At 48.9% G+C, this 16,868-nt stretch carries 11 protein-coding genes; 4 read left to right on the top strand and 7 right to left on the bottom strand.

Annotated features, from left to right (window positions below; genetic code table 11):
* Positions 1 to 31: 31 nt before the first annotated feature.
* The 5 genes from NOG12_RS09875 to NOG12_RS09895 all read right to left on the bottom strand — a co-directional run bounded on the left by NOG12_RS09875 (position 32) and on the right by NOG12_RS09895 (position 9,520).
* Positions 32 to 1,315 (bottom strand): O-acetylhomoserine aminocarboxypropyltransferase/cysteine synthase family protein, encoded by a 1,284-nt coding sequence (locus NOG12_RS09875; RefSeq protein ID WP_313933151.1) that lies wholly within the window; start codon positions 1,313 to 1,315, stop codon positions 32 to 34.
* A gap of 83 nt (positions 1,316 to 1,398) precedes the next feature.
* Positions 1,399 to 2,466 carry a hypothetical protein gene (locus tag NOG12_RS09880; protein ID WP_313933152.1) on the bottom strand — a complete coding sequence of 356 codons (1,068 nt, stop codon included), beginning with the start codon at positions 2,464 to 2,466 and terminating at the stop codon, positions 1,399 to 1,401.
* Entirely contained in the window at positions 2,460 to 3,389 is a 930-nt protein-coding gene (locus NOG12_RS09885) for an alpha/beta fold hydrolase (protein WP_313933153.1), read from the bottom strand. The genes NOG12_RS09880 and NOG12_RS09885 overlap by 7 nt, the downstream gene beginning before the upstream one ends.
* 98 nt (positions 3,390 to 3,487) lie before the next feature.
* Positions 3,488 to 4,933, bottom strand: a complete 1,446-nt coding sequence (locus tag NOG12_RS09890) for a GAF domain-containing protein (RefSeq protein ID WP_313933154.1) — start codon at positions 4,931 to 4,933, stop codon at positions 3,488 to 3,490.
* Positions 4,934 to 9,520: an EAL domain-containing protein gene (locus NOG12_RS09895; RefSeq protein WP_313933155.1), complete on the bottom strand. Its 4,587-nt coding sequence runs from the start codon at positions 9,518 to 9,520 to the stop codon at positions 4,934 to 4,936.
* Positions 9,521 to 9,691: 171 nt separating this feature from the next.
* Here NOG12_RS09895 and NOG12_RS09900 point away from each other — a divergent pair, with 171 nt between their 5' ends.
* The 4 genes from NOG12_RS09900 to NOG12_RS09915 are packed head-to-tail and all read left to right on the top strand — an operon-like array spanning position 9,692 to position 13,478.
* On the top strand, positions 9,692 to 10,177 hold the full coding sequence (locus NOG12_RS09900) for a YajQ family cyclic di-GMP-binding protein (protein ID WP_110075550.1): 486 nt from the start codon (positions 9,692 to 9,694) through the stop codon (positions 10,175 to 10,177).
* Complete coding sequence (locus NOG12_RS09905) at positions 10,158 to 11,480, top strand: diguanylate cyclase domain-containing protein (protein WP_313933156.1); 1,323 nt, start codon at positions 10,158 to 10,160, stop codon at positions 11,478 to 11,480. The genes NOG12_RS09900 and NOG12_RS09905 overlap by 20 nt, the downstream gene beginning before the upstream one ends.
* Entirely contained in the window at positions 11,461 to 12,192 is a 732-nt protein-coding gene (locus tag NOG12_RS09910; RefSeq protein WP_313933157.1) for a class I SAM-dependent methyltransferase, read from the top strand. The genes NOG12_RS09905 and NOG12_RS09910 overlap by 20 nt, the downstream gene beginning before the upstream one ends.
* The gene (locus NOG12_RS09915) at positions 12,189 to 13,478 is read left to right on the top strand and encodes an anti-phage deoxyguanosine triphosphatase (RefSeq protein ID WP_313933158.1); all 1,290 of its coding nucleotides are present in this window, start codon (positions 12,189 to 12,191) and stop codon (positions 13,476 to 13,478) included. The genes NOG12_RS09910 and NOG12_RS09915 overlap by 4 nt, the downstream gene beginning before the upstream one ends.
* Here NOG12_RS09915 and NOG12_RS09920 read toward each other — a convergent pair.
* Complete coding sequence (locus tag NOG12_RS09920; RefSeq protein ID WP_313933159.1) at positions 13,464 to 16,121, bottom strand: EAL domain-containing protein; 2,658 nt, start codon at positions 16,119 to 16,121, stop codon at positions 13,464 to 13,466. The genes NOG12_RS09915 and NOG12_RS09920 overlap by 15 nt on opposite strands.
* A gap of 32 nt (positions 16,122 to 16,153) precedes the next feature.
* On the bottom strand, positions 16,154 to 16,792 hold the full coding sequence (locus NOG12_RS09925) for a biliverdin-producing heme oxygenase (protein WP_313933160.1): 639 nt from the start codon (positions 16,790 to 16,792) through the stop codon (positions 16,154 to 16,156).
* Between the last annotated feature and the right edge of the window lie 76 nt (positions 16,793 to 16,868).

Here is a 16,868-nt window from a genome sequence, read left to right on the forward strand (position 1 = left end):
GATAATACCACTAATAATGCTAACGGCAACGCTATTGCGCCAGAGCCTGCTCTAAATCCGCCAAAATGTCATCAATATGCTCAATTCCTACACACAGACGAATCGCTTCTGGTTTAACCCCTACTTTAGCTTGCTCTTCAACGCTTAACTGGCGATGGGTCGTTGATGCGGGATGACAAGCAAGTGACTTAGTATCGCCGATGTTAACCAAGCGCTTGAACAATTTCAGGCTATCGTAAAAACGTACCCCTGCCGCATACCCGCCGGCCACGCCAAACGTCAGCAGACTTGCTGGTAAGCCACCTTGAATGAGGCGTTGCGCTAGTGGGTAATGCGGATGCTCTGAGCTGCCGGCATAATTGACCCAAGCCACCTGTGGATGTTGTTGTAAAAACGCCACCACTTTTGCGGCATTGTCACAATGACGCTGCATGCGCAGCTCTAACGTTTCTAATCCTTGTAGAATCAAAAACGCATTAAACGGCGACAAAGCTGCGCCTGTGTTACGCAGAGCTACGGTCCGTACCCGCGCGATAAATGCAGCAGGGCCAAACGCATCGGTGTACACCACCCCATGATAAGCAGGTTCTGGCTGACTGAACTGCGGAAACTTTGGCGCTGCCGCCAACCAATCAAAGGTGCCGCCATCAACAATAGCGCCAGCAATAGTGGTGCCATGACCGCCGATGTATTTGGTGAGTGAGTGCACCACAATATGCGCACCTAACTCAATAGGTTTACACAGGATTGGTGTGGCCACCGTATTATCAACCACTAACGGAATGCCATGCTCATTAGCCACCGCCGCTAACGCTGGAATATCTGCGATATTGCCGGCAGGGTTACCGATACTTTCACAGTAAATGGCCTTAGTATTCGCATCCACTAACGCCGCAACGTCAGCAGCTTGATCACTTGCTGCAAAGCGCACTTCAATACCCAACGCCGGCAATTGATGCGCAAACAAGGTATAGGTTCCACCATACACTTGCGGGGTGGTAACAATATTATCCCCCTGCTTAGCTAACGTAATTAAGGCATAGTGAATGGCCGCCATTCCCGATGCCACCGCTAAGCTAGCGACTCCACCTTCAAGTGCAGCCAAGCGCTGCTCCAACACGTCCGTCGTCGGATTCATAATACGCGTGTAAATATTGCCTGGTACGGCTAAATCAAATAAATCGGCACCGTGCTGTGCATCATCAAAAGCAAAAGCGGCGGTTTGATACAGGGGCACGGCCACCGCTTTGGTGGTTGGATCGGCAGAAAATCCGTGATGCAAAGCAAGGGTAGCTGGATGCTGAGTCGTCGTCATGGCAAACCTCAATTATAGACATTTAAATTTCTAGATGTTTAGACGTCCATAATAATTAGATTTTACCAACACGCAAGTCTTTTTTATAAGCGCTTTAGCAATTCTAAAATATCGCTATGCACACCAGCAGCGGTTACTTCGGCACCGGCTCCGGGGCCCTGAATAATTAACGGATTATGCCAATACTGACGACTCCGAATCATAAAGTTTGCATTGCCTGGGGGTAACTGCGCATAGCTTGACGTAGCCGCAATTGGCTGCAACGAAGCCGCTGCTTGTACCTGCCCTTGCTCGTTCAAAGCCACGCTACCTAAGTAACAGAATTGTGTGGCCTCTGGGTAATGCTCAAGCCGCCAACGTTCGAAGGTATCATCGAGTATATGGCGCTGCTGCCAAAATTCCTTTAATGACAGTTGTCGCAGCGGCGGTGGTACCAGATTATGCACCTCGATATCCGCTAATTTCAGTTGCCAGCCGGCTTCACGCGCTAAGATCAGTAGTTTGCGCGCTACGTCCATCCCCGACAGATCTAAGCGTGGGTCCGGTTCAGTGAGGCCTTGCTCGGCGGCTTGCTGGAGCCAATCACTGAGCTTATCGCCGAGCCGGTACTGCTGAAACACCCAACTTAGCGAACCTGAAAAATTACCTTCCATCGCTTTTAGCTCATCATGGCAAGCCAAGCGTTCATTAATTGCTTTTTGAATGGGTAAACCGGCGCCCACTGTAGTGTTGTAAAGCCAATGGCGCTGATAACGCTGAAGCTGCTTGATCACTTCTCGATAATAATCAGGGTGACTTGAGCCGGCGTATTTGTTGGCGCTAATAAGATGAGCACCAGCCGCAATCCAAGCAGGATAGGCCCTACTGATAGCTTTACTTGCGGTTAAATCTAACACCACAACCTGCTGCCCTTGCTGCTGCAACTGCAAGATATGCGCCCGCACTTGGTCCGCTGGATGACCCTGATAAGGATGCTGATACTGCCCCTGAGAAATATCGCTGTGAGCAACTTGCGCTAACGACTGCGATAAACGCAAGCCTAGGGTATTCGCCACTGCGCTCACGTAGGCAACTGTTGGCAGATGTGGCGCAAACTGCTGCAGCCAAGTTTGCCCGATATTGCCACAGCCAACAACAATAATGGCTAGCATGACGCCTCCGCTAGGGCTTGCTGTAAAAACTGCCGCAGTAACTCAGCGTAGCGCTCGGTATCTTTGATAAAGCCATCGTGGCCATAACTTGAAGGCGTGATCCAACATCCCTGACAGTCAGGCAATTGCTCAGCAAATTCATGCAATACCGCCGGTGGTACCAGCTGATCACTGTCAAAACCCAGCAATAAAGTAGCTGCAGTGATACTGGCAGGATCAATTCGATAGTTATCTAACGCCGGCCCAAAAACTTCAAACAATTGCTGCGTACGAGGCAACGAGCGGGTTACCGTACGCAGTCCACGGCTTTCGATATAAGCCACCGCTGCTTGCGGATCCGGGTAAAACTGGTCCATGGCATCAGCACTACGATAGCTGAGCATCGCTAAGGCTCGAGCGAGCTGTGCTCCGCGTGCTGGCACGCCAGCGGCATCTCCTAGGCGGACCAATTCACGCTGAATATGCCTTAACATCACGGCCTGTGCGGTAGGGCGATGAGCCGCACCTATGATGGCCAAGTGTGGTACCGGCAATAGAGCTTGGCGATGAATTTCCAGCCCAACTAGACCGCCGTAAGAGCCACCCACAATTGCCGCTAGTTCAGTGACTCCAAGTTGTTGCAAAGCACTGGCACAAAGTTCTGCTTGCGCCGCAATCGAGGTCGGTGCCTCGGCTATGCTAGAGTCACCATTGCCACCACCATAATCCAAGGTAAAAACACGCCAGCGATGGCTCTCAATGGCTGCAGCTAACCCTTGCCACCAACCATCACCCGCTGCGGTAATAGCATCACGGGTAGCGGAAATCCCGCCCAAAATAAGCAGCGCAGGCGCCGTGCTAGCACCGTGTTCGTTAACGTAGAGTACCCCGTTTGGTAACTGACACTGGTGAGTTATGGCGACAGGCCATGGTGTGGATAACATACAAAGGTCCTTCAACTGCGATCAGGTAAACACCCATTGCGGGCTACTTTAACGCGGTTTTGGACCTTTATCAATATAGACGTTTAGACATCCATAAATTATTTAAGTAATTGTAGCAGTAACCGCAGTTTCATCAGCTTTAGTCGAGTATCCTCACTCCAAGGCATACTGAAAGATAACCGTGTTTCTATCCACTTCTCAAAGGATCGGCGAGGTGAAATAGCCAGCTCACCTTGTTGCTCGTGCGGCTTATCAGACCGTCCACCCCACGAAATCTGATAGGTTTCACAACTCCGCAACAGGTATAATTGAAACCCCTGCTGGCTCTGCGGCAATGCATTAAGCGCGGCAACGCCAGCCACTTCGCTTAATTCAATAGCTGGCAACGCACCGAGCAAGTTATCCGTTTGCCACAGCATTTCTTTGCTGTTTAAAAGCATCGTTTGCACCTGTTTGAAAGCATGGGGTTCTAGTTGTAGAGTACCTGCTGTGAATTGTTCGTTAGCATGCACCAATAGCACCCCTTGTAGCTTAAACTCTTTCATCAACCAGGCACTTAGCTGCGGCCAAACATCGCTGAAGCTCTCCGCACTATTGATTCGCACTTGGAGTTTATTCAACTGTTCTTGCATGCGCGCATGTAGATTCATCCGTTTACGCGCAGCAAACTCGCGCAACATAAGATTAAATTGGGCGATCACTTCCCATAAATGTTGCATCACAGGTAAAGGTATTGCCTTAGCTTCAGCATCATGAATAGAAAGTAATGCGGATAGCTCGTTACGCCCAATAATGGACCAGCTAACGGAGCTCATGACGCCCATATTGCGCATGTATTGAATATGAACCGGCGAGACACTGCGCAAATGGCTGTGAGTAAGGTCTGGGGTAAAATGCCCCATCACTGAAGCTGTTGGCGCACTGGCATCATAAATTGCCCGCCACGGCGTTTTTAAGTACAAGTCGCGAGCAATCTGTGGGATATCACTGGCTGGAAACCTTAACCCGAGGTAACTCCCCATGCCCTCACGTTGACAACTCTCGGCAATGACTTCACCATCGCCCGAGGGTAGAAACTCGTAATACATCACCCGCTCAAAACCAGTCAGTTCGGCGATATAATCAACCAACTGCTGGCGAACTGAATTGAGCACAGCATCACTATCTATACTAGGTGGCAACACTTTGATTGCTGACTGCAAGCGCACGTGCGGCAAACTAGGGACCAATTCGATGGCCATATGTTGCTCATCAACTGCATTCAAAATAACGTCTAAACGGCTGTTAATCCCCTGTAGCTCATTCTCATAAAACTGCGTTGTGCCGTTAAAATTTTGGATCAGCCCTTCTAAAATTTCTGGTACCAAATGGCCCACCGAATGCTCATCAAAACCACTAATAAAATCGCTAATATTGCTTGATAAATGAGTGATCTGAATAGTCTTTTTGTTCGCAATCAGCAAGGCACCATAACTTTGAATGGCGCCACTCAAGTGCAGTTGTTCTTGCTCACAGGCTTGAATAAATCCACCGCTAGTTACCACTTATTTGCTTCCTTTCAATAGCTTCACAAAGTCATCCGCACTCATTGGCTTTGCCAATAAATAGCCTTGAGCATAGTCACAACCATAAGTCGCTAACCAATCTAATTGCTCTTTAGTTTCAACACCTTCAGCTACGGTACGAATATCTAAGGCCTGGGCCATCGCTAAAATAGCCTTAGCAATAGCTTCATCGTTGGCTTCTTGCGCTAACCCATCCACAAAGCTCTTATCGATTTTCAACTCGGCGAGGGGCAGCCGCTTCAAATAACTCATCGACGAATAACCCGTGCCAAAATCATCAATACTGAGCTGAATACCCGCATTGCGTAAGCGTTCAATATTGCCTAACTCAGAATTCCGTTGCGATACCAAAGTACGCTCGGTTAACTCAATCTGAATCATCAGCGAGTGCACTTTATATTGCTCCAACAAACGTAAAATCAGGTCAACATAACCCTCATGCTGAAAGCTCTTGGGCGACACATTTAAGGCCATCGCCGGATAATCAATACCTTGCTGCTGCCATTTGGCTAGTTGTCGAATCAGCTCGCTGGCTACATAAAAATCCACATCGACAATTAAATTACTTTGTTCCGCTACGGCAATAAAATCAGCTGGGCTAACTTGTCCTAACTCGTCATGATGCCAGCGCAATAAAGCTTCAGCGCCGACAATAAGATTAGGCTCAGCCACTTTAAATTTAGGCTGATAGGCCAGATACAAATCACCACGACGTAAGGCTTCGCGTAATTTGTTCTCAACATCGGCGTGGCGTAACAGCTGGGATTGCAACTCTTCTTTATACAATTCGTAGCGATTTCGACCGTTATCCTTGGCACGGTACATCGCAGTATCGGCTGCCTTGATCAAGGTGGTGGTATCCACGCCATCATCCGGATAGAGAGCGATGCCAATACTGCCGCTCATGTAATGGCGATGCCGTTGAATCACAAACGGCTGGCTTAATACCTCCAAGGCTTGCCGCGCTACGCGTTCGGCCGCACCCAAAGTGGCATCACCTAGCACAATGGTAAATTCGTCACCGCCTAAACGAGCGACTGTATCCACTTCTCGCACAACTGCCTTTAAGCGCTCTGCAGCCTGAATTAATAACTCATCACCGGCATCATGGCCGAGCGTATCGTTGAGGTTCTTGAAGTTATCCAGATCGATGAACAATAACGCCACTGCTGATTTATCTCGCTTGGCCACATCAATAGCATGACCCAAGCGGTCTTGTAACAAGGTTCGATTAGGTAAGGCGGTCAGACTATCGTGGGTGGCTAAATACTCAGCTTTGCGCTGCGACTCTTTTAAGTTAGAAATATCAGCAAACACTGCAACGTAAGCAGATCTGTCTAATTCTGGTGACTGGATTCTATTGATGGTTAACCACACCGCAACACTGCTAGCTGCCTCATCACCCTGCTGCATTAATGAGACTTCACCTTGCCAAAAGCCGGTTTGGCTGAGTTCCGTGGTTATCCTTTGTACTGCCTTTTCGGCATCACGTTCGCAATACACCAAGTTCCAAAAACAACTCTCTAGCGCATCAGCTTCAACTAATTGAGTTAAATGCTCAAACGCTGAGTTAACGGTCTGAATCAGCCCCTGTTGATCCATCACTACAATCGCTTCGCCCGCTTGTTCGTAAACTCGTGCGGCGATTTGTAATTGCTGCTCCGCTTTCTTGCGCAGCGTAATATCCTCAGCCTCGATTAAAATGGCATAGGCTTTGCCCTGTTCGTTCAACAACGCTTGATGCACGGTGCGATACACCTGCTGACCTTGCTGATTGTTTAAGTGATGTTCATGAGTAACCGACTTCAACGAGCGCACCGTACGCAAATCACACTCAAGCATAGACGCGGCAAAATCGTGAGGAAACAAATCAAAGTCTGTTCGTCCTAATACGTCGTCTGCGGTTAGGTTAAACATGCTTTCAAAGCTTGGGTTAATCAGTGAGTACTCGCCGTTAAGGGATTTCAACGCCAATATCATGGTGGTATTTTCCATGATCTGCGCTAACTGATGTTGCGATGCCTGTAACTGCTCCTGAGTGCGAGTGATTTCGGTGACATCAATCAAGGTCACTAGCACCGCATACACGTCACCACGTCGATTAAGCCCTGGCGTGACGGTCACTTGTACCACCTCTTGCTGGCCTCGCACCACATGCTGGGCCGTATCACCCTCAGAGTAGGCTTGCTCAAACAACTTAATGGCGTCGTTCTGAATAAAATGAGGCAGCTTTAGCTTAGCAAAATCACGGCCTATCATATTTCCACGCAAAGCTAGTCGGCGCTGTGCTGCAGCGTTATAACGCAGTAGTTTGCCATCGGTATCAAACACCAACAGTGGAAATTCCAAAGCATCATAAACATGAGCATATTCATCGTTTAGAGCAATCAGCTCAGCTGTTTTTACGTTCAGTTCTTGGTTAAGACTAATCAGCTCTTCATTGGTAGCTTGCAACTCTTCGTTGGCGGCCTCGAGCTCTTCGTTGGTGGCCTGCATCTCTTCGTTAGAAGCTTGCATTTCTTCGTTTAAGCTTTGCATTTCTTCATTAGAAGAAGCCAGCTCTTCTACCATGGCTTGAAGATGCTCACGGGTCGCAAACAATTCGTCTTGCAACAGCTGCTGGGTTGCGGCTGAGTTACGGGTTAACTCTTGGGCTTGCTCACGCGCATTGGGCATAAAGGCTGGCAACACAGTGACCATAAATAACTTGGTTTGAGCGTGCGCTAGCGGCATCACCATCAATTGCCAGTGCTCTCCCGCCACATGGTGAGTCTGCCCCAACATACGCTCGGCAGTCCAATCGTAGTTACTAAGCAAATTACCAAGTTCAGTTCTAAAGCGGGGATGAATAATGTCTTTCAGCGCCAGCCCCTGCAACGCCTTAGCAATCGCGTTCAAGCCCACATCTGATAACGGCTGCTGCAATTCTACTGCGGCTAGTGGCAAATCGGTTAAGCGCTCAGCCGCAGGCCCCTGCTTAAAAAATCGGTCGACCCGGCCCAATGCCCGTACCACGATACCATCGGCTTGGCACACCACTGCGGCGGCTGGGACATGGCGCAACCAATGATGGAGATGCTGTAACAACTGCTCAGCATCAACCTTCATCAGATTACTGGAGTTTGGTTTGGCGCTGGTAGGAGCTTGGGTGAGCTCGGGCGTAACCGTCACCTCGGGCGATTTGCTGTAGAGCCGATCACGGCGATGGCTGACACTGAAGAATTCTTCAGCGTGACTGATACTTTCAGAACGCCCCAAAAACAACACACCGTCGTTAGCTAAAGCAAAATGAAAGCGTTGTAATACCTTGCGTTGTAGTTGTGGCGAGAAATAGATCAGCACATTGCGACAGGTAATAAAATCGACCCGCATAAAAGGCGGATCCGATACTAAATTGTGTTTAGCGAACACCACCATATCACGCAGCATTTTACTGACCTCAAACTGATCGTTGTAGGGTTTGAAGTAACGCTCCAGCAAACGTGGTGAAATATCGGCTAGAGCTCCCGCTGGATACACGCCACGGCGAGCAATGCGTAGGGCTTCTTCATCGAGATCCGTGGCAAAAATGACCACCCCGGGTGGCTGGTCAAGATGCTGCAGCGCCTCGGCGGCTAGCATAGCCACACTATATGCCTCTTCACCTGTGGCACAGCCAGCTATCCAAATCCGCAATTCTTGTTGTTGATGGTGCTGCAAATGCTGTTTTAACAAGCCATTGAAGCTTTCAAAAGCCTCTTTATCGCGAAAAAATGAGGTCACCGAAATCAGAATATCCCGCGCTAATTCATCTAATTCGGTGGCATGCTCTTGCAGTAAGTGTAAGTAATCTTTAACCCGCCCCGTACCCGTCGCTACAATTCGACGTTGAATGCGGCGCGCCATAGTACCCGTCTTATAACCACTGAAGTCGAGTTGTTTGCGTTCTTTTAAAAGCTCGACAACCCTCTCTAGAACCTGCTCCGAAATACTATTGTCATCGCTCAAATGCATGCGAATAAACTCTGGCATTTGTGCGGCTATCGCTGCTGGCGTTAAGATAAAATCAGCACAGCCCGCGTCAATCGCCGACTGTGGCATACCCGCATATTTGGCCGTAGCAGGATCTTGCGCAATGGTCACTCCGCCTTCAGCCTGAATCGCTCGAAGGCCTAAGGTACCATCGCTACCCGTCCCCGACAGCACCACCCCAATGGCACGGTCTCCCATTTCTTCAGCAAGGGTTTTAAAGAACAAATTTACCGAGGGTTTAGGAGAGATTTCAGGCTTAACCGGCGTCAACTCGATGCGACCGTCTTGGTAGATAGCATTACTATTGGGTGGCACCACATAGATGGTGCCACTACGGGGCTTGGTTGAACGCTGCAAAGACATCACAGAAAGATTGGTTTCACGTGCCAAAATTTCGGGCATCATGCTTTTGTGGGTTGGCGATAAGTGCTGCAACACCACATAACACGCTGGCAGTTTAGCGTCCAAATCATGAATAAGCGCACTCACAGCTTCTAATCCACCGGCCGAGGCGCCAATACCTATCACAATCATGGGCTTTCCATGTGCTGCCATACGTCTCCTTAATTTTACTAGCTGTTATTAACAGTTATATGCGGAACTTGGTATTTTGACAAATAATGCTGCGCATATTTAACAAATATTCTATCATTACTGCAGTCCAAGTTCGCACACTTAAATACGAACCTAACCTGCACCAACTTACTAACCGATGAGATTTTTGTCATGCCAAGTTTTGATGTTGTGTCTGAAATAGACAAAGTTGAACTGAAAAACGCCGTGGATAATGCCACCCGTGAACTCACTACACGCTTTGATTTTCGTGGGGTTCTAGCCACCATAGAGCAGCAAGAGTTAAGTGTTACCTTAACTTCAGAATCTGATTTTCAGGTACGCCAAATTCAGGACATTTTTAATAATCATTGCGCTAAACGTAACATTAGTTTAGCCGGCTGTGACATACCTGATGAACCCACTCACAGTGGTAAAACTTTTAGCTTAACCATCAACTTTAAACAAGGCATTGATCAGCCTTTAGCTAAAAAAATCACGCAATTAATTAAAGCCAGCAAAATCAAAGTACAAAGTTCTATTCAGGGGGACAAAGTGCGAGTTACTGGTAAAAAACGCGATGACTTGCAAGAAGCCATTGCCTTGCTACGTCAATCAGACATAGAGCAACCCTTGCAATATGAAAACTTCCGTGACTGATAAGTCAGTACTGGCGCGCGACTGGCAAGACCTCATTGAGAGCTTGCCTGGCGTGGTCTATCGGCTTGAAGCAAATAGCGCTAATCACTTCAGATTTACCTACATTAGCCCCATCATTAAAGATTGGTTTGGATTTGACCCAGCTGATCTAGCAGTCGATGCCCAACCTTTACTTGCTTGTATTCATCCAGAGGATATTGAAGGTGTGCTTGGTTCCAGCGAGCATGCAGCTAGTAACGGCAGTTACTGGCATCAAGAATTCCGTATGCTCAAATCTAACCAACAAGAGGTTTGGTTAGAAGCCTACGACCGTGGGCACAAAGATGCATACGGCAATCGAGTGTGGACAGGTTACCTCAACGACACCAGCGAGCGCAAAGAATTAGAAAAGCGAGTGCAGGCTAGCGAAGCTTTGTTTCGGGGCATTGTGGAAAATGCCAACGACATCATCTTCACGCTCACCGCAAACGGCCAGTTCCAATATTTATCTCCTAATTGGCATGAGCAAATGGGCTATCAAGTACATGAATCAGCCTCACAAACCTTTGACAAGTTTGTCCATCCAGACGACATTGAAATTTGCCGTACTTATCTGCAGCAAGTATTGGGTAATCCAGATGAGAAGATTCCAGCTATTGAATACCGAGTCTTAGCCGCCGATGGCAGCATTCAATGGCATACCAGTAATGGCACCGCTGTTACCGACCCAAACGGCCACGTCTTGTACTTTTTAGGGATTGCACGTGATATCACCGAGGCCAAACTAGCCCGGGATAAGTTAGCCCACATGGCCCGTTATGATCTGCTCACTGGGCTGCCTAATCGGGCTCATTTTCAAGAATTATTAGAGCTGCAACTCAAGCATGCTAACAATCACAGCAAAGCACTGGCCGTGCTTTTTATTGATTTAGATAAGTTTAAGCCGATCAACGATTGTCACGGCCATGCAGTGGGCGACTCATTGCTTAAAATCGTAGCCCAACGCATTCAACGCGCCTTGCGCGACCATGATGTTGCGGGGCGTATTGGTGGTGATGAATTTACTGCGCTGCTCAATGGTTTTGAACGTGATCCTAACCTGATTGAGGCCGAGGCCAAACAAGTTGCAGAGCGGATCCGCCACGCCTTAGAGCAACCTATTCATATTGACGAATTACACTTAGAGGTTTCTGCCAGTATCGGCGTCGCTTTGTATCCCTACCATGCAGAACAGTTAGGAGACCTCATGCGCCAAGCCGACCAAGCTATGTATAACGCCAAGGCGGCGGGGCGTAATTGCGTCCATGTGTGCCCGTTGCCCTGATGGCCAAATGGTGATGCCATCCATGCAAGCCGGGCCGGCTTGTCCATTATGTGCTGCAGTTGCCACTAAGCTATGTTATCAACAGGCAAAAGGCGCACTCACGGGGCGGCGCTATTGGCATTGCCAACAATGCCAATTAATCCATGTCGCAGCAGCCGATCAACTCACTGCCGAGCAAGAAAAAGCCGAATACGACTTGCATCAAAATAGTCCCGCAGATGTCGGCTATCGCACCTTTTTAGACCGCTTAGTGCAGCCACTGGTAGCCCAACTGCAGCAAACTCATCAAAAGCCAGCACAAGGGTTAGATTTTGGTTGTGGCCCTGGCCCTACATTAGCATCCATGCTTAACGATTACGGTCATCACTGTGCCAACTACGATCTATACTATGCCTATCAGCCGGAACTGTTACAGCACCAATACGATTTTATCACCTGCACTGAGGTGGTCGAACACCTGGCCCAACCGGGCCTCGTAATGCAGCAATTGTTGGACTGTCTTAAACCCGGTGGCTGGTTAGCCATCATGACCCAACGCTGGACCGCACTAGAACGCTTTGCAGGCTGGCGGTATCGCCATGACCCCACCCATATCAGCTTTTTTCACGAGCAAACTTTTCGTTGCTGGGCACACCAGCATGGCTTGCAGCTTCACCTTCATCCGCGCGATGTTGTACTATTGCGTAAACCCTTAACGGATAAGCACCCATGACAGCAATTTGGCAACAACGACGTTCCGGTGGCCCGCAGCCACGTCCTGGTGATTTACGCACCGCTTGGCAGCGAGATCGTGCCCGCGTCCTCCATTCAGCTGCGTTTCGTCGGTTACAGTCGAAAACCCAAATCATGAACGTGGGTGAAAATGACTTTTATCGAACGCGCCTAACCCACTCCCTCGAAGCCGCACAAATCGGCGCCTCACTGATCAATCAGTTGCAACAGGTCAGCGCGCCAGAATTAGCCGCTATGCTGCCTGATCTCAACTTAATGGAAACGCTTTGTTTAGCCCATGATATCGGCCACCCCCCGTTTGGTCATGGTGGTGAAACGGCACTCAATTATAAAATGTTGGGGGCAGGTGGGTTTGAGGGTAATGGCCAAACGTTTCGAATCGTAGGCAAACTTGAAGCTTACCACCCGCAGCATGGGATGGATTTAACCCGCCGTACCCTACTGGGGCTATTAAAATATCCGGTATTGATGCCGCCGTTGTCGGCGCCACCGGCAACCTCGCAGCCAATCAGCCTGAGCCAGTTTAAGCCAGCAAAAGCATTGTTTGCATGCGATGCTGATCTGCTCGACTGGGTGTTAGACCCACTCAGCAACCAAGACCGCGAACTGTTCCAACAAGTACAACAGTTACCTCAATCACCATGGCAACGCTCACTGCACAAATCTTTGGATGCGAGCCTGATGGAGCTCGCCGATGATATCGCCTATGGCGTGCATGATTTGGAAGATGCGGTGGTAACAGGCACCTTAAATGAAAGCCAATGGCATGGCCATCTAGACCAAATCTTGGTGCAGCTACCGAACGAGTTGGCAGCACTTATGCAGCAACTTGGCCAACAGCTTTTTGCCAACGAACATCATCTGCGTAAAAATGCCATTGGCGCGATGGTGAATATTTTTGTTACCGCAATTCGCTTAGAGCAGGTGCTAGAAGCAGCTGAGCAACCTTTGATTGCTTATAATGCAACCTTACCTGAGGCTGAACGCCTGTTACTCAATAGTTTGAAAAGTGTGGTGTTTGAGCATGTAATTAACGACCCCGCGATTCAGCAATTACGCTATCGTAGTCAGAACATGCTGCTAGATTTATTTACTGCTTTGCACACTGAGCCAGAGCGCCTGTTGCCACGCAATACCCGTAGCCGCTGGTTACAAGCTGGCAGCCAAGGGGGCCCAACTGCTGCCGATCGTATTTTGTGCGACTACGTAGCCGGGATGACCGACGATTATGCGGAACGTATGTACCGCAATTTATTTATGGTTTAGCCAAGCCAGTAATTCTGGCAGCGGCAGTGGTTTGCAGAATAAGAAACCTTGCATGTAATCACAGGCGTAGCGCTGTAAATAGGCTAGCTCCGCCTCGGTTTCTACACCTTCTGCCACGGTCGCTATGCCAAGCTCCGCGGCCATGGTTAAGATGCCTCGGGTGATAGCCGCATTGGCTGTATTCTGATGAATATTGTCAATAAAGCTGCGGTCTATTTTTAAACGTTGCGCTGGTATCCGAGTTAAATAGCTCAAGCTTGCATAGCCAGTACCAAAATCGTCTAGTGCTATCTCTAGCCCCAATTCGCGTAGTTGCTGCAAAATCTCAAAGATATGGCTGCTGTCGCGCATCAACACATTCTCTGTAATTTCTGCCACCAGTTGCCCGGGGCGTAAGTTATACGGCTTAATGATTCGCTCTACCGACTCAACAAAATCATCACGATAAAACTGCATCGGCGAGAAGTTCACCGCCACATGAGGCACCCCAGCCTCACGTAAGGTTTGGCTATCCATACAAGCCTGATTAAGTACCCACTCACTAATTGCGATGATTTGGCCGGTCTTTTCCGCTAATGGAATAAACTCTGCTGGCGAGATAAATCCCTGTTCTGGGTGCTTCCAGCGAATCAAGGCTTCCACCCCATGGATCGCCCCCTGCGCACTTACAATCGGCTGGTAGAACAACTCAAATTGTTGCTGCGCAATGGCTTCTTGTAACTGCGAGCGGCGCTGAATTTGTAATTGTGCACCTTCATCAAACACTGGCGAGAACCACTGCAAACCGTTACTACCGCGACGCTTAACTTCATACATAGCAACATCGGCGTGTTGAATCAGCTGATTGGGATAACGCACACTGCTGTCGTTAGTAGCAATCCCAATCGCCGCCGATAACGATACTTCTGCTTGTTCAAACACAAAGGGATGGAGGAACTGATCGAGCAATCGTTGCGCCAGCTGGGTTACTGCGGCAATTGAGGTTTGGCTCTGAACCACAGCAACAAATTCATCACCACCAAAGCGCGCCAGCAAGTCTTCTGCTGGTAATACGGCACGCAGACGCTGCCCTGTCTGCACTAAAATTTCATCACCAAACTCATGACCCAAGCTGTCATTGATAGGCTTAAAGCCATCCAAATCAATAAATAAAACAAAGACTGATTCTAGAGCTGCGGAGTCGTCGGCTAGCGCTTGCTGTAAACGCTGTTCTAACATGCTGCGGTTGGGTAATCCTGTTAAAGGATCATGGCTGGCATGAAAAGCGAGGCTACGTTCCCGCTCTACCCGCTCGGTAATATCTGTTTGCACTCCAACCCAGTGGGTTAGTTCACCTTGGTCATCGCGTACCGGTGATAACAGTAATTCATTCCAAAACATACTGCCGTCTTTACGATAATTTTTAATCACCGTTCGAGCTTCAATTTGCTGAGCTATAGCAGCATCTATCTCGGCTATAGCAGCAAGATCCGTATCCGGACCGCGCAGTTTATCGCAATTATCCCCTAGCATTTCTGCTTCTGAATAACCGGTAATTTGAGTAAACGCTGGATTGACATAGATTAAGGGATAACCCGGTTTACGTGCATCACTGATCACAATGCCATCAGTGCTTGATTCTAAGCAACGGCGGAACAACACCAAGCGCTCTTCATCGTCGCGTTGCTGGGTGACATCTTTTGCAATCCCATGCACGCCCACAACCTGATGATTCACCTTCATCGGCATGTTGGTAATATTGAGGGTACGTAGCTGGCCCGCACTATTTAAAATGCGGATCTCATAGCGCTGCGGCTGCCCCGCCACAGCTGCGAGAAAATGTTCCTGAGTACGTTGTTTGTCTTCTTCAAGTACCACCACATCGTAGCGCTGGCCCAATATTTCGCGCTCAGAAGCTTGCACCAAGGCTTCACCAGCGGCGTTTAAACTAGTAAAACGCCCCTCTAAATCTAACGTAAACACTGCCTCTGGGTTGTAGGCAAACAATGAATTCGCCCGCTGCTCGCTGCGTTCGCGCGCCAAGCGTTCATGATGCTGTTGCATCACAAGGGCTAATAGCTCACAGCTACGTTCAATGATGGCGCGTTGTTGCTGATTAGGTAACCGCTCGCGCTCGGAGTAGACCGCAAGAGTACCTAAGAGCTGCTGCTGCGCGGTATACACTGGAAAGGACCAAGCTGAGCTCAGCTTAAACTGCTTTATTAATGGCATAAAGGCTTCAAATCGAGTGTCTTCATGCATCTTGGCAACCACCACCGGACGCCCTTGCGCGGCGGCCGTGCCACAGGCGCCCACACCGTTAGCAATAGGTAACATTTGCAAGCCATCAAACAAAGATTTAGGCAGCCGCGCAGTCGCCACCGCACTTAAACTGGTGCGCTGCTCATTTGCTACCATCACCGAAGCGAAACTAAACGGAATTTGTGATTCTAGCAGAGCACAAATTCTCGATAGTTTTTGCTCCAGCGGTTGGTCCGTAGCAATACTGCTCAAAGTATCGTAGTTGGCCTGTACCCACTGCTTCAACAACCGTTGTTGATAACGTGCTCGCAACCAAAACCACAAGGCGCCAGCACCCGTAGCCATAGTGACTATGAGTAAGATAAAAATGAACAATAATAGGTTGTTTTCAATGGCTATCATTACAGTCAATGGCTTATTTAGTAAGGTTCAAGCTAGTTTGCATACTCGGCGCTCTTGGGTAGTCTTAATGGTGCGCCTAATGGCGCCTTTAGCTGCTCAATATAGCTGGTAAATGCTTGTTGCGCTGCATCAATCACATCATCGGAATCAGCAGCAGCAACCTGTTGTGCAAACAGCAAAAATTGCGACCACGCCTGCGGCGCAATCGAACGCGAAAAAAAACTACAAGGTGAGTTAGGTAATTGGCGTTGCAGACGCTTGGCAATCACTGCCGCCCCTAGACGAGATCCTTCTAGAACATACAGCCAACCAACCAATGCTGGCAGCGAGCCGATGGCTACGGGTGCCATAGTCTCTGAATGCGCGAGCTCAGCCTGGTTCGTCATATTCTTCACGGCCGCCATTGTAGGAATGTCACATTGCAGTTTTATTAAATCATCATCAAGCCAAGCCAATCGGGCTTGCAAGGGATAGCCCAATCGCAACTCCTGCACGCCCTGCTGCACCGCCGCTTCTAACTGCTGATGAGCAGGGTACATGTGCTGCAGTATCTGCCGATAGCGCGCTTCGGTTAAATCCGCACTCATCAACTCCGACATCATGGTGTGTCGGTCTAAGTGGCTATGAAGTGCAGCAGTGGCTGCGCGTAGTTGCTCAAGTAAAGATGTCATTGTTTGGCGTACAAAATTCATCCTGTTTATGAAAGTAGCATGACAGAAACAGGCTATTCTGCCAATAAATTATTAG

It is taken from the genome of Pseudidiomarina fusca (assembly GCF_032227045.1).
GTDB lineage: Bacteria > Pseudomonadota > Gammaproteobacteria > Enterobacterales > Alteromonadaceae > Pseudidiomarina > Pseudidiomarina fusca.